This is a genomic window from Neisseria sp. P0019.S003 (assembly GCF_051957115.1).
GTDB classification, from domain to species: Bacteria; Pseudomonadota; Gammaproteobacteria; order Burkholderiales; family Neisseriaceae; genus Neisseria; species Neisseria flavescens_D.
Genome location: NZ_JBQCWT010000004.1, coordinates 52,342 through 79,328, shown reverse-complemented (window position 1 = coordinate 79,328; position 26,987 = coordinate 52,342). Strand labels below are relative to the sequence as shown.

The 26,987-nt window shown below is 47.6% G+C and carries 29 protein-coding genes; 13 read left to right on the top strand and 16 right to left on the bottom strand.

The window, feature by feature from the left end; all coding sequences use genetic code 11:
* Window positions 1-12 precede the first annotated feature (12 nt).
* Both ACTHTS_RS07670 and ACTHTS_RS07665 read left to right on the top strand, forming a co-directional pair.
* A complete protein-coding gene (locus ACTHTS_RS07670) occupies window positions 13-768 on the top strand; it encodes a methylated-DNA--[protein]-cysteine S-methyltransferase (protein WP_440369697.1) in 756 nt (251 codons plus the stop codon).
* Window positions 769-911: 143 nt separating this feature from the next.
* Window positions 912-1,907, top strand: a complete 996-nt coding sequence (locus ACTHTS_RS07665; RefSeq protein ID WP_440369696.1) for an ornithine carbamoyltransferase — start codon at window positions 912-914, stop codon at window positions 1,905-1,907.
* Between the two features lie 98 nt (window positions 1,908-2,005).
* On the opposite strand, the gene ACTHTS_RS07660 is transcribed toward ACTHTS_RS07665, so the two are convergent.
* From ACTHTS_RS07660 to hemN, 4 genes are all read right to left on the bottom strand, one after another.
* The gene (locus ACTHTS_RS07660; RefSeq protein WP_440369695.1) at window positions 2,006-2,992 is read right to left on the bottom strand and encodes a TraB/GumN family protein; all 987 of its coding nucleotides are present in this window, start codon (window positions 2,990-2,992) and stop codon (window positions 2,006-2,008) included.
* A gap of 38 nt (window positions 2,993-3,030) precedes the next feature.
* A complete protein-coding gene (locus tag ACTHTS_RS07655) occupies window positions 3,031-3,276 on the bottom strand; it encodes a DUF1289 domain-containing protein (protein WP_049329517.1) in 246 nt (81 codons plus the stop codon).
* A 612-nt stretch (window positions 3,277-3,888) separates the two neighbouring features.
* Complete coding sequence (locus tag ACTHTS_RS07650) at window positions 3,889-4,221, bottom strand: hypothetical protein (RefSeq protein WP_049331146.1); 333 nt, start codon at window positions 4,219-4,221, stop codon at window positions 3,889-3,891.
* A 131-nt stretch (window positions 4,222-4,352) separates the two neighbouring features.
* Complete coding sequence (gene hemN, locus ACTHTS_RS07645) at window positions 4,353-5,774, bottom strand: oxygen-independent coproporphyrinogen III oxidase (RefSeq protein ID WP_440369694.1); 1,422 nt, start codon at window positions 5,772-5,774, stop codon at window positions 4,353-4,355.
* 161 nt (window positions 5,775-5,935) lie between these two features.
* On the opposite strand from hemN, the gene fnr reads away from it, so the two are divergent.
* Window positions 5,936-6,670, top strand: coding sequence for a fumarate/nitrate reduction transcriptional regulator Fnr (gene fnr / locus ACTHTS_RS07640; RefSeq protein ID WP_039862092.1), 735 nt, complete (start codon window positions 5,936-5,938; stop codon window positions 6,668-6,670).
* An 86-nt stretch (window positions 6,671-6,756) separates the two neighbouring features.
* Here the strand turns inward: fnr and ACTHTS_RS07635 are convergent, their stop codons facing one another.
* Window positions 6,757-7,707: a CysB family HTH-type transcriptional regulator gene (locus tag ACTHTS_RS07635; protein ID WP_049344882.1), complete on the bottom strand. Its 951-nt coding sequence runs from the start codon at window positions 7,705-7,707 to the stop codon at window positions 6,757-6,759.
* 442 nt (window positions 7,708-8,149) lie between these two features.
* Here ACTHTS_RS07635 and ACTHTS_RS07630 point away from each other — a divergent pair, with 442 nt between their 5' ends.
* Window positions 8,150-8,911, top strand: a complete 762-nt coding sequence (locus ACTHTS_RS07630; RefSeq protein ID WP_049323939.1) for an OmpA family protein — start codon at window positions 8,150-8,152, stop codon at window positions 8,909-8,911.
* Between the two features lie 136 nt (window positions 8,912-9,047).
* Here the strand turns inward: ACTHTS_RS07630 and ACTHTS_RS07625 are convergent, their stop codons facing one another.
* Both ACTHTS_RS07625 and greA read right to left on the bottom strand, forming a co-directional pair.
* The gene (locus ACTHTS_RS07625) at window positions 9,048-9,476 is read right to left on the bottom strand and encodes a DUF4149 domain-containing protein (protein ID WP_440369693.1); all 429 of its coding nucleotides are present in this window, start codon (window positions 9,474-9,476) and stop codon (window positions 9,048-9,050) included.
* 97 nt (window positions 9,477-9,573) lie between these two features.
* Window positions 9,574-10,050, bottom strand: coding sequence for a transcription elongation factor GreA (greA, locus tag ACTHTS_RS07620; protein ID WP_003684304.1), 477 nt, complete (start codon window positions 10,048-10,050; stop codon window positions 9,574-9,576).
* A gap of 345 nt (window positions 10,051-10,395) precedes the next feature.
* Between greA and ACTHTS_RS07615 the strand changes: the two genes are divergently transcribed.
* A complete protein-coding gene (locus ACTHTS_RS07615; RefSeq protein ID WP_440369692.1) occupies window positions 10,396-11,805 on the top strand; it encodes a PepSY-associated TM helix domain-containing protein in 1,410 nt (469 codons plus the stop codon).
* A gap of 211 nt (window positions 11,806-12,016) precedes the next feature.
* Here the strand turns inward: ACTHTS_RS07615 and rplS are convergent, their stop codons facing one another.
* The 9 genes from rplS to ACTHTS_RS07570 all read right to left on the bottom strand — a co-directional run bounded on the left by rplS (window position 12,017) and on the right by ACTHTS_RS07570 (window position 20,923).
* A complete protein-coding gene (gene rplS, locus ACTHTS_RS07610) occupies window positions 12,017-12,382 on the bottom strand; it encodes a 50S ribosomal protein L19 (protein WP_003679470.1) in 366 nt (121 codons plus the stop codon).
* A gap of 14 nt (window positions 12,383-12,396) precedes the next feature.
* Entirely contained in the window at window positions 12,397-13,146 is a 750-nt protein-coding gene (trmD, locus tag ACTHTS_RS07605; protein ID WP_440369691.1) for a tRNA (guanosine(37)-N1)-methyltransferase TrmD, read from the bottom strand.
* A complete protein-coding gene (gene rimM / locus ACTHTS_RS07600; RefSeq protein ID WP_070836875.1) occupies window positions 13,146-13,655 on the bottom strand; it encodes a ribosome maturation factor RimM in 510 nt (169 codons plus the stop codon). Before rimM ends, trmD begins: the two co-directional genes overlap by 1 nt.
* 15 nt (window positions 13,656-13,670) lie before the next feature.
* Window positions 13,671-13,919: a 30S ribosomal protein S16 gene (rpsP, locus tag ACTHTS_RS07595; protein ID WP_003684452.1), complete on the bottom strand. Its 249-nt coding sequence runs from the start codon at window positions 13,917-13,919 to the stop codon at window positions 13,671-13,673.
* 75 nt (window positions 13,920-13,994) lie between these two features.
* Window positions 13,995-16,385 carry a GNAT family N-acetyltransferase gene (locus tag ACTHTS_RS07590; RefSeq protein WP_440369690.1) on the bottom strand — a complete coding sequence of 797 codons (2,391 nt, stop codon included), beginning with the start codon at window positions 16,383-16,385 and terminating at the stop codon, window positions 13,995-13,997.
* 55 nt (window positions 16,386-16,440) lie between these two features.
* Entirely contained in the window at window positions 16,441-17,838 is a 1,398-nt protein-coding gene (locus ACTHTS_RS07585) for a HAMP domain-containing sensor histidine kinase (RefSeq protein ID WP_114926315.1), read from the bottom strand.
* A gap of 15 nt (window positions 17,839-17,853) precedes the next feature.
* Window positions 17,854-18,531 carry a two-component system response regulator MisR gene (misR, locus tag ACTHTS_RS07580; RefSeq protein ID WP_003748666.1) on the bottom strand — a complete coding sequence of 226 codons (678 nt, stop codon included), beginning with the start codon at window positions 18,529-18,531 and terminating at the stop codon, window positions 17,854-17,856.
* 206 nt (window positions 18,532-18,737) lie between these two features.
* Complete coding sequence (locus tag ACTHTS_RS07575; RefSeq protein WP_440369689.1) at window positions 18,738-20,570, bottom strand: Wzy polymerase domain-containing protein; 1,833 nt, start codon at window positions 20,568-20,570, stop codon at window positions 18,738-18,740.
* Window positions 20,567-20,923 (bottom strand): DUF2069 domain-containing protein, encoded by a 357-nt coding sequence (locus ACTHTS_RS07570; protein ID WP_039862096.1) that lies wholly within the window; start codon window positions 20,921-20,923, stop codon window positions 20,567-20,569. Before ACTHTS_RS07570 ends, ACTHTS_RS07575 begins: the two co-directional genes overlap by 4 nt.
* Before the next feature lie 218 nt (window positions 20,924-21,141).
* Here ACTHTS_RS07570 and hisC point away from each other — a divergent pair, with 218 nt between their 5' ends.
* The 8 genes from hisC to ACTHTS_RS07530 all read left to right on the top strand — a co-directional run bounded on the left by hisC (window position 21,142) and on the right by ACTHTS_RS07530 (window position 26,937).
* Window positions 21,142-22,227 carry a histidinol-phosphate transaminase gene (hisC, locus tag ACTHTS_RS07565; protein WP_440369688.1) on the top strand — a complete coding sequence of 362 codons (1,086 nt, stop codon included), beginning with the start codon at window positions 21,142-21,144 and terminating at the stop codon, window positions 22,225-22,227.
* Window positions 22,228-22,246: 19 nt separating this feature from the next.
* Window positions 22,247-23,203, top strand: a complete 957-nt coding sequence (gene hisB / locus ACTHTS_RS07560; protein ID WP_440369687.1) for an imidazoleglycerol-phosphate dehydratase HisB — start codon at window positions 22,247-22,249, stop codon at window positions 23,201-23,203.
* Window positions 23,204-23,372: 169 nt separating this feature from the next.
* Window positions 23,373-24,017, top strand: coding sequence for an imidazole glycerol phosphate synthase subunit HisH (hisH, locus tag ACTHTS_RS07555; protein ID WP_440369686.1), 645 nt, complete (start codon window positions 23,373-23,375; stop codon window positions 24,015-24,017).
* Between the two features lie 72 nt (window positions 24,018-24,089).
* Complete coding sequence (gene hisA, locus ACTHTS_RS07550) at window positions 24,090-24,827, top strand: 1-(5-phosphoribosyl)-5-[(5-phosphoribosylamino)methylideneamino]imidazole-4-carboxamide isomerase (protein ID WP_440369685.1); 738 nt, start codon at window positions 24,090-24,092, stop codon at window positions 24,825-24,827.
* Window positions 24,828-25,004: 177 nt separating this feature from the next.
* Window positions 25,005-25,322, top strand: a complete 318-nt coding sequence (locus ACTHTS_RS07545; RefSeq protein WP_070460191.1) for a multidrug transporter MatE — start codon at window positions 25,005-25,007, stop codon at window positions 25,320-25,322.
* 40 nt (window positions 25,323-25,362) lie between these two features.
* On the top strand, window positions 25,363-26,130 hold the full coding sequence (gene hisF, locus ACTHTS_RS07540) for an imidazole glycerol phosphate synthase subunit HisF (RefSeq protein WP_440369684.1): 768 nt from the start codon (window positions 25,363-25,365) through the stop codon (window positions 26,128-26,130).
* A gap of 43 nt (window positions 26,131-26,173) precedes the next feature.
* Entirely contained in the window at window positions 26,174-26,581 is a 408-nt protein-coding gene (gene hisI / locus ACTHTS_RS07535; RefSeq protein ID WP_003748650.1) for a phosphoribosyl-AMP cyclohydrolase, read from the top strand.
* Window positions 26,582-26,613: 32 nt separating this feature from the next.
* On the top strand, window positions 26,614-26,937 hold the full coding sequence (locus tag ACTHTS_RS07530; protein WP_003679440.1) for a phosphoribosyl-ATP diphosphatase: 324 nt from the start codon (window positions 26,614-26,616) through the stop codon (window positions 26,935-26,937).
* Window positions 26,938-26,987 lie beyond the last annotated feature (50 nt).

Below are 26,987 nucleotides of genomic sequence, written 5' to 3'. Positions count from 1 at the left end.
ATAAGGCAAAATATGATTACTCTGCCTTCTTTAAACGAGCTTCCATCAAAGTGGAATGAAATCTGCGAGCGGCTGGAAACCGATTTTTCCACAGACCTCGAAGCCTTGCTGCACGAGCGGTTTACGGAACATGAAGCCAAGCAGTTCGAGCAGGGTTTTATCGACAGTATCGGTTGCGCCCCTGAGGAATATGTCCGTATCCGACGAACCATCCGACTGTTGGAAACGCGTTATCCTGATAGTCCGAACGAACTGACTGCCGCCGTGCTTGCCACGCCTTTGGGTGAGATGTTGGCGGTGTTCGGCAGCAAGGGCTTGTGTCTGCTGGAATTTGTCGGGCAGAAACATATGGAGCAGGAAATCATGGCTGTCCAAAAAGCTTTGCGTGGGCAGTTTATTTTCCAAGAAAATGAGCAAACGCAACTTTTACGCCAAGAATTGGATTTATACTTTCAAGGCCGTCTGAAAGTTTTTGTGACGCCTTTGGAAACGATAGGCACGGCTTTTCAGCAGCAGGTGTGGAATGCACTGCTGACCATTCCTTACGGTGAAACGCGCAGTTACAAGGAGCAGGCGCAACAGTTGGGTAATCCTAAAGCCATTCGCGCTGTTGCCGCTGCGAACGGGCAGAACAAGGTGTCTATCTTGATTCCCTGCCACCGTGTTATCGGCAGTGACGGCAAGCTGACCGGCTACGCAGGCGGTTTGAACCGCAAACAATCGTTGCTTGCCTTGGAGCGAGGCGAGGTTCAGACGGCCTTGTTTTGAGTTTTGATAGAGAATAAGGGGCCGCGCTTAGGGCAGGCTTCGCACGTTGAAAAATTGAGCAGCAGAAGGTCGGGGAAGCCCGGAAAAATCTGCATGGAGAAAAATGTTGGGCAATGCCCACGCTAGAAAAAGAGAAATAAGACATGAGCCTGAAAAACCGCCATTTTTTAAAACTTTTGGATTTTACGCCGGAAGAAATTACCACCTATCTCGACCTTGCCGCCGAATTAAAGGCCGCTAAAAAAGCAGGGCGTGAGGTACAGCGGATGAAGGGGAAAAACATTGCCCTGATTTTCGAGAAAACATCGACCCGCACCCGTTGCGCGTTTGAAGTGGCCGCACGCGACCAAGGCGCAGGGGTAACTTATCTGGAGCCGTCTGCCAGCCAAATCGGGCATAAGGAAAGCATTAAGGATACGGCGCGTGTTTTAGGGCGGATGTTTGACGGTATCGAATATCGCGGTTTTGGACAGGATGTGGTGGAAGAGCTGGCCAAGTATGCAGGCGTGCCTGTGTTCAATGGTTTGACCAACGAGTTCCACCCGACTCAAATGCTTGCTGATGCGCTGACGATGCGCGAGCATAGCGACAAGCCTTTGAACCAGATTGAGTTTGCCTATGTCGGCGATGCGCGGTACAACATGGCCAATTCGTTGCTGGTGTTGGCTGCGAAACTGGGCATGGACGTGCGTATCGGTGCACCGAAAAGTTTGTGGCCGTCTGAAAGCATTATCGAGACAGTGCAGGCTGTTGCCAAAGAGACCGGTGGACGGATTCTGTTGACGGAGAATGTGAAAGAAGCCGTGAAAGGCGTGGATTTTATCCATACCGATGTGTGGGTCAGCATGGGTGAGCCTAAAGAGGCGTGGCAGGAACGTATCGATTTGCTGAAAGATTACCGAGTTACGCCCGAATTAATGGCCGCGGCTGAAAATCCGCAAGTCAAGTTTATGCATTGCCTGCCTGCTTTCCATAATCGTGAAACCAAAGTCGGCGAATGGATTTATGAGACATTCGGCCTGAATGGTGTGGAAGTAACGGAAGAAGTTTTCGAAAGCGAAGCCAGCATTGTGTTTGATCAGGCAGAAAACCGGATGCACACGATTAAAGCAGTAATGGTAGCGGCATTGGGCGATTGAGTTTTGCGCTCAATGCCGCTTACTGCTTCATTTAATAGAGATTAAATAAAGGCCGTCTGAAAGAAAGACTTTCAGACGGCCTTGTTGTTTGATTGGGTTTATTGCCAAATCAGGACTTTGGGTTCGGGCGTTACTTGATAGCCTTCTTGACGCAATAGTTCGATTAGGCCTTTTTCGCTGGGTAAATGGGCAATGCCGACAGCAAAGAGGGTGCTTTGTTTGGCCGATTGCTTGCGGATTTCAGGTAGCCATGCCAAGTTGCGGCGAATCAGGAGGTCGTTTTTCAGCCAATCGGACATGGCTTTGGCGTACTTGGTATCAACAAGTTTGAGGGTGCGTTGTTCGGTTTCTTCCAAAAGTGGGATGAGTTCTTCAAAGCGGCCGTCTGAATAGGCTTGATGGAGTTTTTTGACATCTTCGGTTTCTTCTTTATTGGTTTTAATACTGGCTTTCAGAAAGTTGATCATGGTTTCTTCAGGCTGTGCTTTGAAGATTGCGGAAACTTCGTCCAAGCTTTCTAATGAACCACGCGGTTTATTGATGTCGGCGGCCGCGTTAGTCAGCAACATATCTGCACCGGTTTCTGAGCTATACCCTTGGGGAAATGTACTGCCGGCAAAAATGAATGCCGCCCACGGATGGAGTTTGTCGGCAATTTGGGCGATGGGTCGGTTTTCTTCATTTTTTGAATAGATTTCTTGTAAAAGACGGAAATCTGTTTTACCAAGCTTGCGGCTAAGCGGTTCGGTACTCATGACTTCTTTGAAGTATTTTTGATACATTCTTTTTGTTTCCGGACTGCTGTCCGGCAATGCGTCAACTTCTGTGGTCAGTTGGTCGGTGGATTGCAACAGTTTGAGGGCATCGGAAGACAAAGTTTGATTGGTTTGTCCCATGTGGATGGTGCCGAGCAGATAGGAGTCCGGTTGGCCTTCTTTGCTGATTTTCCAAACATTGCTGGTCAGTTTAGGCTGATGCAAGTTAAGTTCGGCAGGTTTGCTTTCGGGTGAGGTCGAGGCGGGTTTGCAGGCACCCAAGGCGAGGGCGGTCAATGGCACAAGCAGGCAGGCAAGCAGTTTTTTCATGTTTTTCCTTATTGAGGTGTGCGGTAGGCAAGGGCAATTTAGAAATCGAGTAGGTTTTGAACCGGATGTTCTCCCGTTTCGGGTTTTTCCATTTTGCGGTTGCGGATTTTGGCTTTCCTGAGGGATAGAAGGTGCATGACTTGATGCTTTTGGCTGTCGGTCATCTGGAGCCAGTACAAGCGCTCTTCCCGGCTGCGCAGGCAGCCTTTGCAATAACCTTTGGCATTGGCTTCGCAGACACCTATACAGGGACTGGGGATGGGGAAAAAATCGGGTTGTTCCATATTTTAAAAGCGTTTGAGATAAGAGACCGGACAAACCAAAATTGCAGACTGCATTCGTATTTGTCTAAACACGATCGGTGTATCCAGCAGGGTTCCTAATATCCAATTGAGTTGATCATTTCAATAAGTTTATATTTGCCACCCTAGGCATAAAAAACCTAAGAGAAACCATAAATATATCGCAGAAGAAGTCAGTATCTTCCCTATTGTCAGATTTCTCCAATAAAACCCAAGTAAGAACATTATAAAAATTAAAGGAATTCCAATATAAATATAATATTTAAGCGAACCTAATTCACTGAACACGTTTATAACAGAATAGAGACCGATAAATCCACCTGACCAAAAAACAATTATTGCCGGCCCTAAAAAAATAGCCGTTATTAAATGAGGGAGCAGTATGATTTTTATTCATTCTTTATATTTGTTGTTCATTTTAATCTCAATTACTGCAATGGTATCGTATCCATTCAAATGGGGGAGCAAAGTATACAGTAACGTCACCAAGAATAATTACGGTATGTTTGGCAGAATCATGTTTTAATACATATTTGGAGTTCCGCTATATTTTGATTTTCAGACGACCTATGTTCAGTCCCAACTATCTGTATTTTATGACTTAATCAGTTTGCGCAAAGACTGATTGTTGTATTTGATATCGGCAATCAGCCGGTCATATTGGTGCATTCTACGGAGCGAGCGGGTAATCAGATAGACCGAGAAAATAATCAAGCTGATGTTCATCAGACTGACCAGTACGAGCAAAGGCCAAACATCAACGGCCTCGTACCATTTCGATGTCGCAATCAGCGCACTGAAAATAGACAAAGGGAGTGCGAAAACGGCAATACCTGTACGCATGATAGCAAGTGCCGTGCGTTTTTCAGCAAGGAGAAGCTGTACTTGATTGATGCTGAGGATATCGTTTTGCTGTTCGGTAACCATAGGATACGCGCCTATACAAATTAACTTTGAATTCTGATAAAGCGGAAAATATGGTTTTATGTTACCCGAAAGTATTGAAAATAAAAACAAAGGTCGTCTGAAAATTTTCAGACGACCTTTTCCATTTCTGTTTATACGGTTTGCGAGTATTTGGCTTTGGTTTCTTTATGGCGCAAATGGTAGTCGAACACCATAGCGATGTTGCGGATCAAGAAACGGCCCTTCGGCGTAACGGTCAGGCCGTGCGGTTTGAGACGAACCAGACCGAGGGTTTCCAGTTGCTTCATATCTTCCAGTTCCGCTACAAAATAGCGGCTAAACGGAATGCCGAACACGCTTTCGTAAATTTGATAATCAAGTGAGAAGCGGCACATTAAATCCTGAATGATGTTGCGGCGCAAAATATCGTCTTGATTGAGCTGGTAGCCGCGCATGATGGGCAGGTGTCCGGCGTCGAGTGCGGCGTAATAGGCATCAATGTCGCGCTCGTTTTGGGAGTAGGTGCTGCCGATTTTGCCGATAGAGGATACGCCGATCGCCACCAAATCGCAGTCGGCATAGGTCGAGTAGCCTTGGAAGTTGCGTTGCAGGAAGCCTTCTTTGAGGGCGATGGAGAGTTCGTCGTCAGGTTTGGCAAAGTGGTCCATACCGATGAAAACGTAGCCTCGCTCAGTCAGGGTTTGGACGCAATATTGCAGCATATCGAGTTTTTCTTCGCTGCCAGGTACGACATTGGTGTCGATACGGCGTTGCGGTTTGAAGATATGCGGCAGGTGGGCGTAGTGGTAGAGGGCGAGGCGGTCGGGATCGAGGGATAAGACCGTATCGATGGTGGTTTTGATGCTTTCAGTGTTTTGGTGCGGCAGGCCGTAAATCAAATCGACGCTGACTGATTTAAACCCGGCTTCACGCGCGGCATCAATCACTTCTTTGGTTTCTTCATAACTTTGAATGCGATTGACTGCTTCCTGCACTTTAGGGTCAAAGTCTTGAATACCGACACTCATGCGGTTGAAACCGAGTTTGCCCAATTTGAGGACGGTCTCGCGGCTGACTTTGCGCGGGTCGATTTCGATGGAGTACTCGCCGTTGGGAGTCAGCTGGAAGTATTTACGAATCATGTCGAAGACGCGTTCGAGTTGGTCATCGCTCAGGAATGTGGGCGTACCGCCGCCGAAGTGGAGTTGCGCGAGCTGGTGTCTTCCGCCTAAATGAGGTGCCAGTAATTCCATTTCTTTTTCCAGATACTGGATATAGGCATCGGCACGGCTTTTGTCTTTGGTAATAATTTTGTTGCAGCCGCAGTAGTAGCAGATGGTATTGCAGAAGGGAATGTGGATGTAGAGTGAAAGGGGTTTGTTGAGCGCGCCCATGTTGCGCAGGTTTAAAGCTTGGATATATTCGGCTTCTTTAAAGCCTTCATGGAAGCGGTCGGCAGTCGGATAGGAGGTATAGCGAGGACCGCTTGATGGCAAACTGGCAATCAATTCACGGTCAAATTCCGGTAATTCATTGTTTGTGTTGGTGTTATTTGAGATGGGGATGATTTTCATGGTAGGGGCTTGAGTATAAAGTAGGGAAATTAGGGAAAATTTTAGTCAAAATTTCGATAGTTTGGTAGAATGCCTGATAATGATATGCCAACTTTGACTTGGGTCAATAGTTATTCGGCTTCATCAGGGATTTATAGAACTATGCAGATTAAGGGTGCGTTATGGCCACACACAATGCAACACATCAAATGAAAACCTTGTGTTCCACATGTTCTTTACGCGAGCTGTGTTTGCCTGTCGGACTGATGCCTAACGAATTTTCACAATTAGACGCGGTTATTCGTCAAAGCCGCCGTCTGAAAAAAGGTGAATACCTGTTCCGTGCCGGCGAGCCGTTTACCTCTTTGTTTGCCATCCGTGCAGGCTTCTTTAAGACAACAGTCGCCAGCCAAGATGGACGAGATCAGGTAACCGGCTTTTTTATGTCGGGCGAGCTGATCGGTATGGATGGGATTTGTTCCCATATTCACAGCTGTGATGCTGTGGCTTTGGAAGACAGCGAAGTATGCGAGCTTCCGTTTACACATATTGAAGAACTTGGACAGGATATTCCCAGTCTTCGTTCTCACTTTTTCCGCTTGATGAGCCGCGAAATTGTCCGAGATCAGGGCGTTATGCTGCTTTTGGGCAATATGCGCGCTGAAGAGCGATTGGCGGCATTCTTGCTCAACCTATCCCAGCGTCTCTATTCACGAGGCTTTGCCGCTAATGATTTTATCTTGCGGATGTCGCGTGAGGAAATCGGCAGCTATTTGGGGCTGAAACTGGAAACAGTCAGCCGCACCTTGTCTAAATTCCATCATGAAGGCTTGATTTCTGTTGAACACAAGCACATCAAAATCTTAGATGCGACAACCTTGAAGAAAATGGTTTCTGGTTGTTCGCACGCTATCTGAATCTTAGGCCGTCTGAAATATTTCAGACGGCCTTTTTAACAAGAATTAAAGAATAATTGTTAAGTTACGCAAGTTATAGTCAGATATTAAATTGAAAAATCTTCAACAACCGGCGTGTACAGAATGCGGTCGACTACTTCTCTGGTCAGTTTCGGTGCAAACATCTGGATAAAGTCATACGCGTAACCGCGCAGGTAGGTATCGGTGCGTAAGGCTATCCAAGTGGGTGATGGTTCAAATAAGTGTGCCGCATCAATCAGCTGTAAATCTTGATCGACCGCAGGATCGTACGCCATTTTCGCCATTAAACCAACGCCCAAGCCTAAGCGGACATACGTCTTCAATACATCTGTATCGGCAGCCGATAAGGCAACATCAGGTTGCTCAATATGCGCTTTATTAAATGTACGCGCAATGCTGCTGCCGGAATTAAAAGCAAATTCGTAAGTAACCAGCGGAAAAGAAGCTAAATCTTCAAGGCTTAAAGGATTGCGGCAGTCCAAAAGAGGGTGATCGTGCGGAACAATCACGGCATGGTTCCATTCGTAGCAGGGCAATTTGCCCAACTCAGGATGATCGTCAATGCGTTCAGTAATAATTGCCAAATCTGCTTCGCCGCTGCTGACCATTTGCGCAATCGCAGAAGGGCTGCCTTGTTTGATGGTCAAATTGACTTTAGGGTAGTTTTTGACAAATTCCGCAACGATTTTGGGCAAAGCATAACGCGCCTGGGTATGCGTTGTCGCGATGGTCAGCGAGCCGCTGTCATGATCGGTAAATTCGCTGCCGATATTTTTAATGTTCTGTACATCACGCAAAATCCGTTCCGAAATCTCTAACACGGCTTTGCCCGGTTGTGAAACGGAAACCACACGCTTGCCGCTGCGGATAAAAATTTGGATACCCAATTCTTCTTCAAGCAGGCGGATTTGTTTGGAAATGCCGGGCTGGGATGTGAAAAGCGCATCGGCGGCTTCAGAGACATTCAGATTGTGCCGGTAAACTTCAAGGGCGTAACGTAATTGTTGCAGTTTCATGGTAGCAGTACCGAATACGTTGTTATTGTGGATTTTGTGCGACAAACGGCATGTAATTTAACATATTTTGCCCAGTTTTGCCCCGAGTTTTGAAAATGGTTGTTTTTAATGAAAATATCTTTTAATGATATGAAAACAGGAAATTCAGGAAAGAAGAGGGAAAGGGGTTTTGTTGTTTTTGTACAACTTTAGGTAGGTGAATTGTCTGATTTTGCCCTAAATTAATGACACAAGATTGATTTTTCGGCATGATTAACTACTAGGAAGCAGGCACTTCATGATTGTTTGAAGGCATCGAGTATTGACAGTTTGCCTTGCGCTTCTTTATAGTGCAACCTGATATATCCGATTTGCCGCTGTTTTGATACTGCGGCCTGTATATTGGTACTTTGCAGCGGTTGCTTTCCTAGTCCGCCGCATAACAATTTGATGAGGGAATAAAATGACCAAACAGCTGAAATTAAGCGCATTGTTCGTTGCCTTGGTTGCCTCTGGCACCGCTATGGCCAGCGAAGCGCACACCAAACACGGTTACACCGTAAGCAGCCAATCTCAAGAAATCGTCCGTAACAACTACGGCGAATGCTGGAAAAACAGCTACTTCGACAAAGCTACTGAAGGCCGCGTTGAATGTGGTGATCGTGAAGCAGTTGCTCCTGTACAACAAGCTCCTGAGTATGTTGATGAAACTGTTTCCCTGTCTACTAAAACTCTGTTCGGCTTCGACAAAGACAACCTGCGTCCTGAAGCTCAAGAAAACCTGAACGCTTTGGCTCAACGCCTGAGCAACGACAGCGTACAAACTGTACGTGTTGAAGGTCACACTGACTTCATGGGTTCTGAAGAATACAACCAAGCTCTGTCTGAGCGTCGTGCTAACGTAGTTGCTAACTACTTGGTAGGCCGTGGCGTTGCTTCTAGCAAAATCTCTGCAGTAGGTCTGGGCGAGTCTCAAGCTCAAATGACTGCTACTTGTGAAGCTGAAGTTGCTAAACTGGGTAAAAAAGTTTCTAAAGCTAAGAAACGTGCTGCCCTTATCGCTTGTATCGAACCTGACCGTCGCGTTGATGTTAAAATCCGCAGCGTTGTTACTCGTCAAGTTGCTCCAGGCCAAACTATCGAAGGTCAAGGCGAATTGCCTGCTACTGATGAAGGTTGGATCCCAGCTCCTTACAATGGCGTTCACGGTTACGCTAAACCTTAATCGGTTTGTGAAAAATGCCCTGCAATATGCAGGGCATTTTTTTATGGTTTATATTTGAAGAGTCGGGGGAGTTCATGATTCAAAATAAAAGGCCGTCTGAAAGACTTCTTTTCAGACGGCCTTTTATTGAGACAGATTAGTTTGGTTTGGGCCATTTCCATACGCAGATGGCTGCCAGTATGGTACAAATCAAAAAGAGGATACTGGATAAGCCGTGCCAAACGCCGAATGTTCCGCCTACTAGGGACAGTAGCCAGTTATCCAGACCGTACTTGTGTGCCTCGATAACCGGCGTAACTAAAAGATGGTTGCAGGCTAAGAGTAGCCAAAGTACCAAAATCCACCAAGAAAGTGAGGCCAGTTGCCGTCTGAAAAAGGCATAGGCTGCGCCAAAAATTACTAAGCCACATAGTGCTGTAATGGCAAACAAAATACCGGCAATTTCTCCTGCCTGCATTTTAGGTAGGAGGCGGAACAGGATAGGGGCGGTAACATAGCCTGCTGTCAGCTGCATACCGAGCCATATAGCGGCAGCGGTTTGGGTAATTTTGTACAGTAGATTCATTATGTTTCTCCTGGGAATATTTCACTTTTTCTATTATGGTATTTTTAGATACAACAAAAGGCCGTCTGAAAATGTTTTCAGACGGCCTTTTGTTTATTTAAATATATTGCACGGCAATGATGTCATATTCACGTACGCCGCCGGGTGCTTGAACTTCTGCAACGTCGCCTTCTTCTTTGCCGATTAAGGCGCGGGCAATTGGAGAGCCAACGTAGATTTTGCGTTCTTTGATGTCTGCTTCATCTTCACCGACGATTTGGTAGGTAACTTGTTCTTCAGTTTCCAAATCTTCCAGTGTCACAGTTGTGCCGAATACGATTTTGCCTTCGGCGTGGATTTCGGCAGGGTTGATGATGTGCGCCATAGAGAGTTTGTGTTCCAACTCGGCGATGCGGCCTTCGATAAAGCCTTGACGCTCTTTGGCGGCTTCGTATTCTGCGTTTTCAGACAAGTCGCCGTGCGAACGTGCTTCGGCGATGGCTTCAATGACTTCTGGACGTGCTACGCTTTTGAGGTGTTGAAGTTCTTGTTTCAACAATTCTGCACCACGGACGGTCAAAGGGATTTTTTGCATAGAGTTCTCCATGAAAGCATGATGATGCTTTTAAAATTTTATCCGGCCACGCGCGGTAGCCGGATTGGAAATAAAAATACAAGCCGCCAAAGCTTGGCGGCTTGATGAATAAATAAGTAATGCCTGTATTCTACCAAATTCTGCCGAAACCGCAATGATTAAAACGGATTTTCAGTAAAGTGTTGTTTTCTGTTCTATTTTGTTTTTTCAGACGGCCTGAAAACTAAATATTGAAGTATTTCAAAGCCGCATCGGAAAAATGGTTTCTTAAATGAATGTTTTTGATTAAAATGTCTGATACTAATTCGTAATAATTAGTCTGCTTTAACTATATAAAGAGAATATATGGAAACAAAACCAACTTCCCAAAATGAACAACAGGCTAACCGCCGTTATTTGACTGTTTGGCGATGGCATTTTTATGCCGGACTTTTGGTTGCGCCGTTTTTAACCCTGCTGGCTGTTACAGGGTTGGGAATGCTGCTATTTGCCAATATCACCGGTAAAGAAGGTGAGCGCATACATGTTGCGCCGCAGGCGCAAGTGCAGCCTTTGTCGGCTCAGGCTGAAGCTGCTAGACAGTTTGTGAATCCGGAAACTGCCTCTGTGGTGCAATATATTGCGCCGCGTGCAGATGATATGGTTGCCGTATTCCGCGTAAACAATGACGATAAAGCCACTATGGTTGCCGTTGATCCCTATACGGCAAAAGTCGTGAACACGATGCCGCGTGGTCAAGGCTGGTATCACACGATGGATGAAATCCACGGCGATATTATGATTGGGGCGACTGGTGACTACCTGTTGGAAACCGCTGCGTCGTTAACCATCATCATGATTGTGACCGGTATTTATTTGTGGTGGGTAAAACAGCGTAGTCTGAAGGCTGTTTTTTTGCCTAAAGCAGGCAAAGGTCGTTCTTGGTGGCGCAACCTGCACGGTGCATTTGGCTCTTGGGTTTCTTTGATTTTATTGCTGTTCTGTCTGTCAGGTATTGCTTGGTCAGGTATTTGGGGCGGTAAAGTGGTTCAGGCGTGGAGCCAATTCCCTGCGGGTAAATGGGGCGTAGAGCCTAATCCGGTATCTTCCGTACCAACCCATGGTGATGTGTTGAATGATGGCAAATCCAAAGAAGTGCCATGGATTTTGGAGCTGACGCCTATGCCGGTTTCCGGTACAACAATGGGCGAAAACGGCATTAATCCGAGCGAGCCGATGACGTTGGAGACGGTTGACCGCTTTGCACGCGAAATTGGCTTTAAAGGTCGCTATCAGCTTAATTTGCCTAAGGGTGAGACCGGTGTATGGACACTGTCGCAAGACTCAATGAGCTACGATATGATTAGTCCGACTGCGGATCGTACGGTACACATTGATCAATACAGTGGCAAAATCCTGGCGGATATTCATTTTGACGATTACAACTGGTTTGGCAAGTTCATGGCAGCAAGCATTGCTTTGCATATGGGTACGCTGGGTTGGTGGAGCGTGCTGGCAAATGTTGTGTTCTGTCTGGCGATTATTTTTATCTGTGTCAGCGGCTGTATAATGTGGTGGAAACGTCGTCCTTCGGAAGCGCGAGGTTTGGTTCCTCCTGCACAGAAAATCAAATTGCCGGTATGGTGGGCAATGGCTGTGCCACTTCTGATTTTGGCTGTAATTTTCCCAACGGCCATTGCCGCAATCGCTGTCATTTGGATTTTGGATACAATGTTGTTGTCGCGTATCCCAGCATTGGCAAGATGGTTTAAATAACCGCCCGATGTGATTAAAGGCCGTCTGAATCTTTTGTTTCAGACGGCCTTTTGTATAAAGGTTAAAAGAGGTAGGGAAGTTACGATTCTGTTTAAGTTTATGCGTGGGATGGGAGTTATGGTTGGCTTGCAGGATTGTGTAAGAAAGACGAGGAGATCTTGTATAAAAACAAAAAACCCACTTCATTGAAGTGGGTTTTTGATGAAAGCGATTAACCTTTGCGAGCAGGCAATTTTTCTTTAATGCGAGCTGCTTTACCGGTCAGGCCGCGCAAGTAGTACAGTTTGGCGCGACGTACGTCACCACGGCGTTTAACTTCGATTTTTTCTACGGTAGGAGAGTACAGTTGGAAAGTACGTTCTACACCTTCGCCGCTAGAGATTTTGCGAACGATGAAGTTGCTGTTCAGGCCACGGTTGCGGCGAGCGATAACAACACCTTCGTATGCTTGCAGACGGCTGCGAGAACCCTCAACTACGCGTACAGATACGACAACGGTGTCGCCTGGAGCGAATTCAGGGATTTCTTTGTTCAAGCGAGCGATTTCTTCTTGCTCTAATTGTTGAATCAAGTTCATTTGTTTTTCCTAAGTTATGATTGGATTTCCTGTTGCTCTTGCAAGATTTCTTTTAAGAGGCGGGATTCCTTTGGGATTAAACTGCGCTTTTTCAATAAATCAGGTCGGCGCTCTAAAGTGCGTCGCAGCGATTGTTTCAATCGCCACTCGGCAATCAAGCCATGATTTCCTGAGCGTAAGACATCGGGAACGATCATGCCTTGGAATTCTACGGGTTTGGTGTAATGAGGACAGTCTAAAAGGCCGTCTGAAAACGAGTCTTGTTCGGCTGACTGTATATCGCCCAATACGCCCGGAACCAATCTTAAGACGGCATCCATCAACATCATGGCGGGTAATTCGCCGCCCGAGACGACAAAGTCGCCAATGCTGATTTCTTCGTCCACACTGCTTTGCAGCAGTCTTTCATCTATGCCTTCATAGCGTCCGCATAGAAGAACAAGATGGGGCAGTTTGGCAAGTTCTGCGGCCTTTTTATGCGTCAGCGGCTGACCTTGCGGACTGAGATAAATTACTTTGGCAGGTTTTTGCGAGTTTGCTTTGGCTTCTTCAATTGCCGCTTGAAGCGGCGGTGCCATCATGATCATTCCCGGACCACCTCCGAAGGGGCGATCATCAATATAGCCAAGTTTATTGTCGGCAAATTTACGGGGATTGACGGCTTGAAACTGCCAAAGATTTTGTTTTCTTGCTCTGCCTGTAACGCCATATTCGACAATGCTGTCGAACATCTCCGGGAAAATGGTGATGGCTTGAATCAGCATCAGTAGTCCAAACCCCAGTCGGCGATAATGGTTTTGCTGTCGGTGTCGACAGATTCGATATAGTTGGAGACAAAGGGAATCAGGATTTGTCCGTGTTCGCCTTTAATCATCAAAACATCATTTGCACCGGTTTCCATCAGGTTGCTAACTTTGCCGAGGACGATGTTTTCTTTGTTGATGACGGTCATGCCGACTAAATCTGCCCAGTAGTATTCGTCTTCCTCAGTAGGGGCGAATGACTCTCTGGGGATTTCGATGGTATAGCCGCGCAAGGCAAAGGCTTGGTCGCGATCGTCTATACCTTCAAATTTGACCTGAAGTTCGCCATTGACAATTTTACCTGCCTCAAGCACAACATCCAGGGTTTTGCCATCCTTGCACAACTGCCACTCGGGGTAGTCCAGCAGGCTGTCGGTATATTCGGTATTGGCGGCAATTTTAAGCCAGCCTTTAATGCCGAATACGCCTTTGATGTAGCCCATGGCTACCCGTTTTTGAGTGTCTGTCATGGTCGTTTCGGCTGATTAAGCAGCGATTTTTTGCTCTTTAATCAGTTTGGCAACTGCATCGCTAACTTTCGCGCCTTGAGCAACCCAGTGGTTGATGCGGTCTGCGTCAAAACGTACGCGTTCTTGTTTTTCGTTGGCAACGGGGTTGTAGAAACCTACGCGCTCGATGAAGCGGCCGTCACGACGGTTGCGAGAGTCAGTTACGACTACGTTGAAGAAAGGGCGGTGTTTTGAGCCGCCGCGAGCCAAACGGATAACTACCATTTTGAGTCCTTTTGAAAAATGCGGATATATAGAAACCGCTAATTTTAGGATATTTCACACGGGTTATGCAAGTTTTTATTTGTTTTTGTTGCTGTTTTGCCATTCGTTCAAATCGAGGCTGGCTTGATACAGGCCGCGGTCGGTTTCCGACGGGGTAACGGTAAATCCTGATTTTTCAGCGAGTTTGAGCATCGGTGTGTTTTCTTTGAGGATTTCCGCATTCATGGTTTGGTAACCTTGCTGTGTGGCAGTTTGGATAATGAGGCTCATCATTTTGCCTGCCAAGCCGGTTTTGCGTGCTTCAGGTGCTAAAGTAATGCCGAACTCGCACTCATTACGATTGATGCGGCTGTAACGGCTGACTGCGACGATACGGCCGTCTGAAGCGAAGGCCGCCCACGCGCATTCGGTATGGAAATCGGGACGGGTCAGCCGTGCAAGTGTGGGCAGCGGTAACTCGTTGGTATGGGTCATGAAGCGAGTATAGCGGTCGGCCGCGGGTAATTGGCGGACAAATTTTTGTTTGGCTTCGGCATCTTCAGGTTCTAGTGCGCGGATGTGCAGTGTGTTGCCGTCAGGCAGGGTAAAGGTATCGGTTTGGCTCGGATAGGGTGCGAGTACGTTTTGTATCTCGGGCGTTTCGGTTTTAGGGTGCAGCAGTTCGGAAGCGGCTTCGCCGGTGTTGCGTAGGAACTCGGCCGCTGCCGGATTTTTTTGTTGGAGGTAGGCGGCGGCGCTTTGCATTTTTGCTGCGGCCTGTTCTAAGGTTTGGACGGCTTTTTTAGGAATTTTGGTTGTTGGTGCAACAAGTTTTTCCACGATTTCTGGAATGATGGTGCTGCTGTATTGTCTACCGTTGTAGTTGAGGATAATGTCGCCGATATGCTGGTCGTTGTGGATAAGTGTGTTTAGGGAATGCAGAAATTGATTGAGAACGGAAGTGTTGTCGAGTTCCGCAAATTGGCTTAAACGCTGGATATCGAGCGTGGTGAAAGGAGGTAATGCGGCTTCGGTTTTGCCGTTGTAATGGGCGGAAAGGATGTTGCCGTAAATGGCATGGCGGCTGAACCGGAACTGGACGGCATTGTGTTTTTGGGTTTGGCACGGAGGCAGGTATAGGGCTTCCGCCATCAGTTCGGTTTGACCGGAAGCAATGGCTTTATCGATACTTTTGCTTTTGGGTGTTTTCAGACGGCCTGTTTGGGCTGGCGCAGGGGTATTTTGCACTTGTTGCAAATAGGCGGTTTGATTGCGGAAATAAAGTGTCAGCAAGGCTTCTTCCGGCGTGTTAAACCGAGTCAGGCCGTCTGAAAAACGATAGCTGACGAGAATGGGCTTGCTGGTTTTTTGTGCCAAATTATCCAGAGTTTGATGAATACTGTATGCATCCGGCGTATCTGGCGAAATAATGCCAAGTAGGGCTTGAGTATGCGGATTTTGTAATTGTTCGAGTGCCAAGCGGTGGATGCGTGCAGGCGTAGGGTTGCTGCCGATGCAGCCTTGTCGGATGGATGGTGCATCGGTTGGGAGGTCGAGGGTCAATTCGCAGGCATTGGCGGTAGTGCGCAGCCATTCTATCGGCGTATCGGACAGAATGGTGGGATGGGTAATGACGGGAATGCCGGAAAGGTAGGCTTTTAGGGCTGCTTCCAGTTCGGCGGTATTGAATACCGGTTGGAAATTGCAATGGCGGCTGAGGCTGCGCAGGATGGCTTTGTCTGTGTCGTTGGTATGGTGTGTGGACAACAGGATAAGCGGGGTGTGGCGTGTGAAGTGGCGGATAGCACTGAACAGCTCGCGTTGGTTTTCGGCCGGATTGTAGTGGATCACGGCAACTTTGGTATGGCGGTTGTGGCCGAAGCGGTTGAGCCAGTCGGCGGATGTGGTGGGGCTTAGGTCATAGTTGAGGCTGATGTGGCGTGATACGCCTTGGTGCAGCGTGTTAAGCAGGTGGTTGATGTTGCGGCTGACGGTGCTGTGGCCGGTGAGCAATGCGATATGGCCGGCCGGATAGTCGGTTTGGGTGCCGATATTGAGGTTGAGCGAGGGGAGTTGGATGCCTGCGCTGTTGCACACGGTGATGTTCAATTCGTCGCCGTGATGTTTTTGAATGATGGAACGGGCGTTTTTGCAGGATTCGGGCGGTAGGTTTTCCCAATCTTGAATCAGGATAATGTGGCGCAGGTTTTTTTTACGGCAGGCTTTGAACAGCGAGTCGTAATGGTCGGGCGGGATAACGGCAACAACCAAATCAGCCTGGCCCGGGATTTTGCTGAGGCTGGAGTAGGAGGGAATGCCTGCGACACTGCTGTGTCGAAGATTGACGGGGGTAATTTTGCCTTGATATGAGGAACCGAGCAGGTGGCTGAAAATGCGTTCGCCAAGGCTGTGCGGACGTTCGCTGGCGCCGACGAGGATGATGTGTTCAGGCATGAAGAAGTAGCCGGTTTGGACGGTTGCACTCATGTTAGTTCCTTATTTGTGTTTTTGGCCGTCTGAAAAGTTTCAGACGGCCTTATTTTTAGACTTCTTTTTTGTCTCCGGCTTTCTTTTTGGGAAGGATAAAACGCATCCTCAGGCCGTTGGGTTTGACATTTTCAGCGATGATTTTACCGCAGTGCTGTTCCATAATATGCTGCGTCAAGGCAAGCCCTAAACCTGTACCGGGCTTGTGGGCGCTGGAGTCGGCGCGATAAAAGGCAGTGAAAATATGCGGAAGCTGCATTTCATCTACGCCAGGCCCGTTGTCGGTCACATCGATAATCCAGTTTTTGCCGTCTTGTCCGATATGGGCTTGAATGGTGCTGCCTTCCGGACTGTAGTTGATGGCGTTGCGGATAACGTTGTCGAAGGCGCGGTATAGATAGCCTTCGTTGGCACTGATTACGGCATTTTCAGGGATTTTTGGATCCATGCTCAGGGTAACGCTTTGATTGTTTTGGTGGGCAATGCTTTGGTTGTCCTCAATCAAGTTGGTTAAGAACGGAACGAGTTTGAGGTTTTCTTTTTCCAAAGGAATATTGGAAGTCTCTAGGCGGGAGAGGGTCAATAATTCACCTACCAAAGTATCCATGCGCACCAATTCGCCTTCAAGCCGCTTGAGGTATTGCTCTTGCTTTTGCGGCTGAGATTGAATCAGGCCGACAATCGCCTGCATACGCGCCAGCGGCGAGCGCATTTCATGAGAAACGTGGTGGAGCAAATGACGCTCTTTGGCCACAAGTTTTTCAAGCTTTTCGGCCATTTTGTCGAATTGTACGGCAAGGTGGGACAATTCGTCGTCACGGTCATCAACTTGTTGGGAAATGCGGGTTTCGAGTTCGCCGTTGGCTACTCTGTCCATGCCGCCGCCAAGAATTTTAATGGGCTTGGTGATGTTGTTGGCAAGGATATATGCCATCAAGAGGCCGACGATGATGATGAAAGACAGAATGATAAATTCGTGCCAAATAGGCGAGAGCGGCAGGCCGGGAATGAAGAGCGGGCTGGGCAGGCGTTGGGCTTGATGATTGTCCCAGCCTTTAATGAAGAAGAGGTATTCTTCGCCGAAACGGTCGTATTCGATGTGGGCTAAATCGGATTCGGGGTTGTTGATGGCAAAGATGCGGGCGCGTTCGATGGACAGGCTGTCGATATTGCGGCCTAAAATATCTTTTTTATCGTCGCCGGTAATCACATAAACGGCATTGGAAACCGGATTGTTTTTCCATTCCGAAAGAATTTCGCGCGCACCGCTGTCTCCGCGCGAGTTAAACGCGGAGATGATGCTGCTCATCAATGTGGTTTCGATGGTGCGGCGTTGGTTGAATTGGTTTTCGGCGAGGGTGTTTTGTACCAGCCAAAATGAAAAACTCGCCACAAAGATTGCGCAGACGATGACTGCGCAAAATGTGGCGAAGATGCGTTGAAACAGTTTCATTGATCTGTTTAATCTTTAGTTTTTAACAAACAGGTAGCCTAAGCCGCGTACGGTTTGAATCAAGGAGGCATCGCCCAATTTGTGGCGGATGCTGGAGATGTGTACGTCGATGCTGCGGTCAAATTTAGCCAGTTTGCGGTCGAGTGCCTCAATAGACAGGGTCTCTTTGCTGACGACTTGTCCGGCGTGGCGCATTAAAACTTCGAGCAGGTTGAATTCGGTGCTGGTCAACTCGAGCGGAGTGTCTTTGATGCTGGCTTGGCGTTTGGCCGGGTACAAAACGACGTCGCTGACGGAAATGCTGTTAGGCGCGTTGTTTTGTTCGTTGCTGTGTTGCGCACGGCGCAGGATGGCGTTGATGCGGGCCAAGAGTTCGCGCGGTGTGCATGGTTTCGGTACGTAATCGTCCGCACCCATTTCCAGACCGATGATGCGGTCGATGTCGTCGCCTTTCGCGGTCAGCATGATGATGGGCACGGTGCTTTGGGTGCGTACGTTTTTCAGTACGTCCAAACCGTTCATTTTAGGCATCATGGAGTCTAATACGACGACATCGTATTGTCCGGTCAGAATTTCTTGAACGCCGGCTTCGCCGTCGGGAACGCTATGAACGTTGAGGCCTTCGGCAGTCAGGTATTCGGTCAGCAATTCGGTCAAGAGAGCATCGTCATCTACGAGTAATACGCGACTCATGGAATTTCCTTTTCGTGATTGTATGCGCCGCGGTACTAAATGGCAGTACGGCGCTTAAAATAGAGTTGTGTTCAATCTTAACATGCAATCTGCTTTTGTTGATAGCGTAATTTTCTGTGCTTTTGCGCTTTTTTGCATAGAAACTCGCTGCTCTTTACATTTTCAGACGGCCTGTAAGGACAAACTGACAATTGGGCGTGTTTTGTTCAGGGTTTGTCGCATGATTGGGCGGTTTGGTGTTTCGGTGCGTTGATGAAATCTTTGCAATCGGACAAAAGTTTGGGCAGCAAGGGAGCGAATGCCGGGTGACTGCGTATTTTGTCAGCGTAGAAATACATCATATAAGGATAATAATATTGCATTGCCTGCATCCATTGCGCACCTTCTTCTTTTTTGCCTTGTCGGTAGAGGTAAAGGCCGACTTGGTAGGCGCTGGAGTAGGGGCGGTAGGTCAGGGCTTTGAGTGCGGCTTCTTCCGCCCACGGACGGATATAGGCATCGGTCGGGTCGGCACGTTTGCTCAAGCTCAAATCGGCGTAATAGGCAAGCATGGGGCTTTCTTTGGAAAGTCGTTGCAAGCCGTCGATTTTGTTTTGAACCGTTTGCTGATCATCGGTTTTCCCTACACGGCTATATTGGGTTAGATTTTGATATTCCCAGCTGAGGTTTGCCATACCGATTAAAATCGATAAAGCGGCTATACCGCCTGCCCATTGTCTGATTCGGCTAGATAAAGGGCCGTCTGAAACATCTTTCGGATAAGAAGGTGTCAGAGACAGAATCAGGCTGAATACGGTAAGGAAGTAGATATACCAAAGTGGATATTCGAGCATGCTGTGACAGAGGCTGACGGCGGCGGCAGTCAGTAAAAACAGCGAGGCCGGTGTTTGGTTGCGTCCCGATAGTCGCCATACGGCTGCAAGCAGGGTTAAGGTTGCGAGCAAGGTGCCGGCAATGCCCATTTCGGACAGCAACTGCATGACGATATTGTGCGAATGGGTAAATAGTACGCCGAGGATATTGTTGGGGAAATATTGTTGCTGGGCATTGATCAGAAAGGTTTGCTGGGCAAAGCTGTTCCAGCCATGGCCGAACCAAGGTGCGGATTGAAAGGCAATCCATGCCTTGCTCCATTCGATTTGGCGCATGGAGCCTTCAAAACCGCTGGTGCCTGCGCGTTCTACAGCGGTTTCGTATTTGATGTTGCCAAACAAATCCAACAGGCTGCCCATGCCGAATTGGAAAGCAGCGGCTAGGATGGCGGTCAGAAGGAAAATGCACAGTGCGCGTTTGTGTTGGAAATGGGTACGCCAAAACCATAACGGCGTAATCAGGAATAGGGCGGCAATGTAGCCTAAGATGGTGCGCGAGTTGACAAGGCCGAGGGTCGCAGTCAAAGCCAATACGAACAGAAAACCTGCTGCATTGGACATTTTGCGCTCCGTCCATAAATAGGATGCCGCCAAAATGCCCCACATTAAATAATGTCCCAAATGATTGCGCTGGCCGAGTTGGCCGTTTACGGTACCGTTGCTTCGGGCAATGATGCCGTTCAACCACTCTACGTTGGACCAGCCTTTAAATTGCAACCAGACGATGGCGGCCTGTATGGTTGCCCCTATCAATAAAGACCAAGCAAAGATGCTGACGATGCGTTCCTGTCTGTAAGCTGCTACCCAGCCGCGAACCGACCATGCGCCCAGTGCTAAAATGACAAAGGTCCAGGCAGTAATATCGTTCATGCCGGGGTAGGTAGAGTGCATGAGGCGCGCTTGGAGCGACCAAAATGCAGCCATGGCAAACAAACCGATACTGAGTGCGGGAAGGCGGATATTCAGCAGGCCTTTGTGTGCGCTAATCAATGTCAGTACCAATGAGCCGCTCAGTGAAATGGCTTCCAGATAAAAGCTGGGTAATGGGCCGACTCGGTAGAGTGAAAGAAAAGGGATGGCACAAATCCAAAGAAAACTGAGCCATAAAGGCCAAAAGGTTTTCACTGAAGATTCAGTCAGGCCGTCTGAAAGTGTGTGGTAGGTCATTTTGATGTGTGTTTTTGTTGTTTGATAAATGCAAGGCAGCCGAGGAAAAAGGCAATGCACAATAATACGGAAACGGCGGCGCAAATCCGGCTGGCGAGAGCCGTGTCTGCCAGGCGCATACAGGCTTCGGCAAAGTAAATCAGAATCAGCATGGAGCTGTATTGGTAAGTGTAGATGCGTTTTTTCAAAATGCCGGTCAACGGCAAGCACAAAGGCAGGGCTTTCAGTGCCAACCATGAGCCGCCTTCGCGCAATGGCGCGATCCATAATTCCCATGATAAGGAAAGCAGGATCAGCAGGATAAGGCTTATGGAAGTTGCAAGATAAGGTAATGGGGAGCGTGTATTGTTCACAATATTGAGGGTGTAAAGCCGTACTGGAAAACTTAAAATTATACCGCTAAAAAGGCGTGGTAAGCCAAGAATATTGCTTAAAGATGCTGAAGAAAGGATTTATTGTTTTTTCTTCAAACGAATGAAACTTTATCTTGTTTTATAGTCTTATTAATATATATATTTAATAAAGATTGTGCTATTATTCTAAATACTTTATCTGAGGAGGATAGAAAACCATGAATCGCGTTGCTGATGTTATCCGTGATGATATTAAAGTAATGACAGCCTATCAGGTTGCCGATTTGCCGGAAGGTTTTATTAAGTTGGACGCTATGGAGTGTCCGCATCATCCTTTCGCCGGATATGAATCTTTGTTGTCAGAATGGGCGGATATAGTAAAAGAAGCCCCGATTCATTTGTATCCTCATACTGCCAAAAGTGGGATTTATGAAGAATTAAGGGAAGTCTTCGGTATTCCCGGCAAGGCGGAAATCGCATTGGGCAACGGCTCCGACGAGCTTATCCAGTTTTTGACCATGCTGGTTGCTAAACCAAATGCGCGTGTATTGGGTATTGAGCCAAGTTTCGTTATGTATCGTCATAATGCCGCGCTTTATGGTATGGAATATGTCGGCGTTCCCTTAAATTCGGATTTCTCTTTAAATCTCCCTGCCGTTTTGTCCACTATCGAGCAACATCAGCCGTCATTAATTTTTATTGCCTATCCCAATAATCCTACCGGTGTGTGCTTTAAGCGAGAAGAAGTGGAGGCGGTCATTAGTGCCGCTACCGGCATTGTGGTTGTCGATGAGGCATATGGCGCATTCCATCATGACAGTTTCCTTCCGTGGGCGGGAGAGGTCGAAAATCTGGTCGTAATGCGCACCATCAGTAAAATCGGCTTTGCCGGCTTGCGGATGGGGTATGCGGCGGCAAGTCCAAGTATTATGGGTGAGCTGGCCAAAATCCTTCCGCCTTACAATATGAATCAATTAAGCTTGACGGCGGCAAAATTCTCATTGAAACATCATCAAATCATTCAGCAAAACATTGATACATTAAAAAACGAGCGTTCGCGCGTGATGAATGAATTGTTGAAATTAAGCCGTTTGAAAGTTTTTCCGAGCGAAGCCAACTTTATTACCGTTCGCGTTCCTGATGCGAACGGGCTGTTTGAAACATTGAAGCAAAACCGCATACTGATTAAAAAACTGCATGGCAGCCATCCGCTTTTGGATCAGTGTGTCCGCATAACCATAGGCTCGGCAGCGCAAAATGATGCCGTCTTGGCGGTTATTAGAAACCTTTACCCCAATCTTTGATTTCAAGGAAACTACCATTATGAACAAAGCTCAACTGCATTTGACCAATTTTCTGTTACTGGTTGAAGAAGCCGGCTCATTGACCAAACTTGCACGCGCGTGCGGTTATGAAAACTCCGCCTCTTTGTCTCAGCTCAAACGCCGTTTGGAACAACAGGCAGGCGATGAGTCTGCACGCGGCATTCGTCCGAGCCTGGCTGCGAAGTTGGAATCCGGTATGCACAAACGCAAAGGCTGGCTGAACCGTGATCACAGCAAAGACCAAGAAAAAGCAGCAGCGATTGAATTGGCGCGTTTGGAAAAACAAACTGTCGAAGCAGCCGAAGCTGGTGTTTCAGCCGAAGGCCGTTTTGTTACCGTGACTCGCAATACCTGCGAAACCCAAATTACCGTCAGCCTCAATCTTGACGGTACCGGCAAATATCGCTTGGATACCGGCGTTCCTTTCCTTGAGCATATGCTTGCCCAAGTAGCGCGCCATGGTTTGATTGACTTGGATATTACCTGCAAAGGTGATTTGCACATTGACGACCATCACACGGTTGAAGACATCGGTATCGTGGTGGGTCAGGCTCTGAAACAAGCGCTTGGCAATAAAGCCGGCATTACCCGTTACGGTCATGCCTATGTTCCGCTGGATGAAGCGTTGAGCCGTGTGGTTATCGACCTTTCCGGTCGTCCTGGTTTGGTGTACAACATCGACTTTACCCGCGCCCTGATCGGCCGTTTTGATGTCGATTTGTTTGAAGAATTTTTCCATGGTCTTGTGAACCACAGCATGATGACCTTGCACATCGATAATTTGAGCGGCCGTAATGCACACCATCAAGCTGAGACCGTTTTCAAAGCCTTCGGCCGCGCATTGCGCATGGCAGTCGAATACGATCCGCGCATGATGGGTCAAACGCCTTCTACCAAAGGCACGCTGAGTGAAGAATCTGTTCAAGAAGAAGCTGAAGCCGCGTCTGAAGAATAAGGCATCGTGTGAATGAATAAAGGCCGTCTGAAACCGATCGGGATTTCAGACGGCCTTTTATTATTTGTCTTGTATAGTGGCAATATTTTGTTTTAAACCATCTTTTGCTACAATCATTCTTATTATTATATTAATCATTAAATGTTTTCAGACGGCCTGAGGAGAAGCAATGAAAGTAGCGATTGTCGATTATGGAATGGGAAACCTGCACTCAGTATTGAAATCTGTTCAGGCGGCGCAGGTTTTGTCCAATCAAAATGCCGAGGTTTATCTGACTTCGCGGCCTGAAGAGGTGATGGCGGCGGATAAGGTTATCTTTCCGGGGCAGGGCGCCATGCCGGATTGTATGTCGGCATTGAAGGCAAGCGGTTTGGGCGAGGCGGTTTCAGACGGCCTGAAAAACAAGCCGTTTTTTGGAATTTGCGTAGGTGCGCAATTATTGTTTGAACACAGCGAAGAAGGCGATACAGATGGTTTGGGTTGGTTTGAAGGGCAAGTAAAACGGTTTTTGTCCAATCAAACCGATGCACAAGGAGGCCGTCTGAAAGTGCCGCATATGGGGTGGAATACAGTGCGCCAAACCCGTCCGCACCCTTTATTTCAAGACATTGGGCAGAACGAGTATTTCTATTTTGTCCACAGCTATTATTTTGCACCGAAAAATGAAGAGATTGTTTTAGGCGTCAGCGAATATCCGAGTGAATTTGCCTGCATTGTCGGTAAGGACAATGTGTTTGCCACACAGTTTCACACGGAAAAAAGCCATCAGGCAGGATTATTGCTGCTGCGGAATTTTTTAAATTGGCAGATTTGAGATTTTTAACATAAATCTGCTAAAAATCGCTAATTTGTGTAAAATATACTGAAACTGAATAGAGGAGAAAAAATGCTGTTGATACCTGCCATTGATTTAAAAGAAGGACGTTGTGTCCGCTTAAAACAAGGCTTGATGGAGCAGGCGACGGTGTTTTCCGATTCGCCGGCGGAGATGGCGTTGCATTGGCGCAATCAAGGTGCACGCCGTTTGCATTTGGTTGATTTGAACGGTGCATTTGCAGGCGTTCCTCAAAATTTTCCGGCGATTAAAGAAATTTTGGCAGCCGTAGCCAAAGATATTCCGGTACAGCTTGGCGGCGGTATCCGTGATTTGGGCACTATTGAAAAGTATTTGGATTTGGGTCTGACCGATGTGATTATCGGTACGGCCGCGGTAAAAAATCCTGAATTTGTGCGCGAAGCATGTAAGGCATTTCCAGGTCAGATTATCGTCGGCTTGGATGCCAAAGACGGTATGGTGGCGATAGACGGTTGGGCAACGGTAACGGAGCATCATGTCGTCGATTTGGCCAAGCGTTTTGAAGACGATGGCGTCAACAGCATTATTTACACCGATATCGGCCGCGACGGCATGATGAGCGGCGTGAATATCGAGGCTACCGTCAAATTGGCCCAATCAGTGAATATCCCGATTATCGCTTCCGGCGGCTTGACGAATTTGGACGATATCCACGCATTGTGTGCCGTTGAAAACGAAGGCGTGAGCGGAGCAATTACCGGCCGCGCAATTTATGAGGGAAGTATTGATTTTGCACAGGCACAAAAACTGGCCGATTCTTTGGCTTGATCTAAGTGCGTTTAATTATGCAGATTAGGGCTTTGCAGGGTGTAACAGCGCAGGAGTTGGCGTATAGTTGAAAATGCCTTCAAAAGCGGCATTTTGCAAAGTCCTTAGACTTAAAATCTGTCTGAAATAATTATAAAAAACAACTCACTCAATATCTTATTTTATTAAGGGATTGGTATGCTTGAAGCGTTTGTTTTGGGTTTTTGGATTATCTGGTCATCCGATCGCGAAGTGTATCCGCTAAGCGAAAGTTTGTGGTTTACACTGATTGCAGTGATATTGCGGCAGCTGACGGCGTTTGATTTGCCGATTATCGATACCTATTGGATGATTTTCAACGGGATAATATGGGCATTTGCCGGTTTGATTTTTTCCATCGTCGGCCGCATCGACAGCAATTTCATTATTTCCTGTGTTTTGGCGATGATGGCCGGCATTGGTTATTTTCAGCTGTTGCAACATTTGCCGGATTGGTTGAGCAAATTTTTGGCCTGACGGTTTCAGACGGCCTGATAACGGATAAGAGGTATTGAGTATGGCATTGGCAAAACGAATTATTCCTTGTCTGGATGTAAAAGACGGTCGCGTGGTAAAAGGTGTCAACTTTTTGGGTTTGCGCGATGCAGGCAATCCGGTTGACGTTGCCAAACGCTACAACGATGAAGGCGCGGATGAGTTGACCTTTTTGGACATTACTGCCTCCAGCGACAATCGCGACACTATTTTGCACGTTATTGAGGCAGTCGCATCACAAGTTTTTATTCCATTGACTGTCGGCGGCGGTGTGCGCACGGTTGCCGATATCCGTCGCCTGCTTAATGCCGGTGCCGATAAGGCCAGCATCAATACGGCCGCTGTAACCAATCCTGATTTGGTCAACGAAGCGGCCGGTTTTTTTGGTTCGCAAGCGATTGTTGTTGCCGTGGATGCCAAAGCGGTCAACCCTGAAAACACCCGTTGGGAAATCTTTACCCACGGCGGACGTAATCCGACCGGTTTGGATGCGGTGGAATGGGCTGTCGAAATGCAACGACGCGGTGCGGGCGAGATTTTGCTGACCAGTATGGACCGGGACGGTACCAAGCAAGGTTTCAACCTGCCTTTGACACGCGCGGTCAGCGAATCGGTCGATATTCCGGTCATTGCTTCCGGCGGTGTCGGTTCTGTTCAACACTTGGTGGACGGCATTAAAGAAGGAAAGGCAGATGCGGTATTGGCCGCCAGTATTTTCCACTTTGGCGAAGCGAGTATCCGCGAAGCAAAACTGGCCATGCGTGAAGCAGGAATTGAAGTGCGTTTGTGATTGTTATCCAAAGCCCGTCTGAAAATATGGGAGAAAAACGCGAATGTCGAATATAAACGAAACGCTGCTGAATGCCGTAAAATTTGATGAAAAAGGTTTGGTTTGCGCGATTGCCCAAGATTGGCAGACACACCGTGTGCTGATGGTTGCCTGGATGAACGCCGAGGCCCTGCAAAAAACCGTAGAAACCGGTTTTGCCCACTATTACAGCCGTTCCCGCCAAAAACAATGGATGAAGGGCGAAGAGTCCGGACATACGCAAAAAGTACACGAATTGCGCCTGGATTGCGATGGCGATGCAGTGGTTATGTTGATTGAACAAAACGGCGGCATTGCCTGTCATACCGGGCGCGAAAGCTGCTTTTACAAAGTTTGGCAAGAGGGCGCATGGCAGACAGTCGATGCCGTGTTGAAAGACGAAGAAGCGATTTACGGACATAAACATCCTTAAGGCCGTCTGAAAGAAAATAAGAGAAACCGACCATGACCGATACCATCCTTACCCAAATTCAAAACGTCATCGATTCGCGCAAAGGCGGCGATCCGGATGCGTCTTATGTTGCCCAGCTGCTGCACAAAGGTGAAGACAAGATTTTGAAAAAAGTCATCGAGGAAGCGGGTGAAACCTTGATGGCTTCTAAAGATGGCGGTGGCGAACATTTGGTTTACGAAGTGGCGGATTTGTGGTTTCATACCATGGTTTTATTGGCGCATCACGGATTGCGCGCCGAAGATGTAGTAAACGAGCTTGCGCGCCGTCAAGGTTTGTCGGGATTAGTGGAAAAAGCTTCTCGCAAAGAATCTTGAATTTATATTACAATCTCGTATTTGACCTGTTTCAGAATCCGTCTCTTGGG

Coding starts and splice junctions, on each gene's coding strand:
- ACTHTS_RS07630 (WP_049323939.1), top strand. CDS start 8,150: ATGACCAAACAGCTGAAATTAAGCGCATTGTTCGTTGCCTTGGTTGCC.
- ACTHTS_RS07670 (WP_440369697.1), top strand. CDS start 13: ATGATTACTCTGCCTTCTTTAAACGAGCTTCCATCAAAGTGGAATGAA.
- ACTHTS_RS07615 (WP_440369692.1), top strand. CDS start 10,396: ATGGAAACAAAACCAACTTCCCAAAATGAACAACAGGCTAACCGCCGT.
- greA (WP_003684304.1), bottom strand. CDS start 10,050: ATGCAAAAAATCCCTTTGACCGTCCGTGGTGCAGAATTGTTGAAACAA.
- rpsP (WP_003684452.1), bottom strand. CDS start 13,919: ATGGTAGTTATCCGTTTGGCTCGCGGCGGCTCAAAACACCGCCCTTTC.
- ACTHTS_RS07650 (WP_049331146.1), bottom strand. CDS start 4,221: ATGGTTACCGAACAGCAAAACGATATCCTCAGCATCAATCAAGTACAG.
- fnr (WP_039862092.1), top strand. CDS start 5,936: ATGGCCACACACAATGCAACACATCAAATGAAAACCTTGTGTTCCACA.
- ACTHTS_RS07530 (WP_003679440.1), top strand. CDS start 26,614: ATGACCGATACCATCCTTACCCAAATTCAAAACGTCATCGATTCGCGC.
- ACTHTS_RS07635 (WP_049344882.1), bottom strand. CDS start 7,707: ATGAAACTGCAACAATTACGTTACGCCCTTGAAGTTTACCGGCACAAT.
- hisH (WP_440369686.1), top strand. CDS start 23,373: ATGAAAGTAGCGATTGTCGATTATGGAATGGGAAACCTGCACTCAGTA.
- ACTHTS_RS07655 (WP_049329517.1), bottom strand. CDS start 3,276: ATGGAACAACCCGATTTTTTCCCCATCCCCAGTCCCTGTATAGGTGTC.
- rimM (WP_070836875.1), bottom strand. CDS start 13,655: ATGACAGACACTCAAAAACGGGTAGCCATGGGCTACATCAAAGGCGTA.
- rplS (WP_003679470.1), bottom strand. CDS start 12,382: ATGAACTTGATTCAACAATTAGAGCAAGAAGAAATCGCTCGCTTGAAC.
- hisA (WP_440369685.1), top strand. CDS start 24,090: ATGCTGTTGATACCTGCCATTGATTTAAAAGAAGGACGTTGTGTCCGC.
- ACTHTS_RS07660 (WP_440369695.1), bottom strand. CDS start 2,992: ATGAAAAAACTGCTTGCCTGCCTGCTTGTGCCATTGACCGCCCTCGCC.
- ACTHTS_RS07625 (WP_440369693.1), bottom strand. CDS start 9,476: ATGAATCTACTGTACAAAATTACCCAAACCGCTGCCGCTATATGGCTC.
- ACTHTS_RS07575 (WP_440369689.1), bottom strand. CDS start 20,570: ATGACCTACCACACACTTTCAGACGGCCTGACTGAATCTTCAGTGAAA.
- ACTHTS_RS07585 (WP_114926315.1), bottom strand. CDS start 17,838: ATGAAACTGTTTCAACGCATCTTCGCCACATTTTGCGCAGTCATCGTC.
- hemN (WP_440369694.1), bottom strand. CDS start 5,774: ATGAAAATCATCCCCATCTCAAATAACACCAACACAAACAATGAATTA.
- ACTHTS_RS07590 (WP_440369690.1), bottom strand. CDS start 16,385: ATGAGTGCAACCGTCCAAACCGGCTACTTCTTCATGCCTGAACACATC.
- hisB (WP_440369687.1), top strand. CDS start 22,247: ATGAACAAAGCTCAACTGCATTTGACCAATTTTCTGTTACTGGTTGAA.
- ACTHTS_RS07545 (WP_070460191.1), top strand. CDS start 25,005: ATGCTTGAAGCGTTTGTTTTGGGTTTTTGGATTATCTGGTCATCCGAT.
- misR (WP_003748666.1), bottom strand. CDS start 18,531: ATGAGTCGCGTATTACTCGTAGATGACGATGCTCTCTTGACCGAATTG.
- trmD (WP_440369691.1), bottom strand. CDS start 13,146: ATGCTGATTCAAGCCATCACCATTTTCCCGGAGATGTTCGACAGCATT.
- ACTHTS_RS07665 (WP_440369696.1), top strand. CDS start 912: ATGAGCCTGAAAAACCGCCATTTTTTAAAACTTTTGGATTTTACGCCG.
- hisF (WP_440369684.1), top strand. CDS start 25,363: ATGGCATTGGCAAAACGAATTATTCCTTGTCTGGATGTAAAAGACGGT.
- hisI (WP_003748650.1), top strand. CDS start 26,174: ATGTCGAATATAAACGAAACGCTGCTGAATGCCGTAAAATTTGATGAA.
- hisC (WP_440369688.1), top strand. CDS start 21,142: ATGAATCGCGTTGCTGATGTTATCCGTGATGATATTAAAGTAATGACA.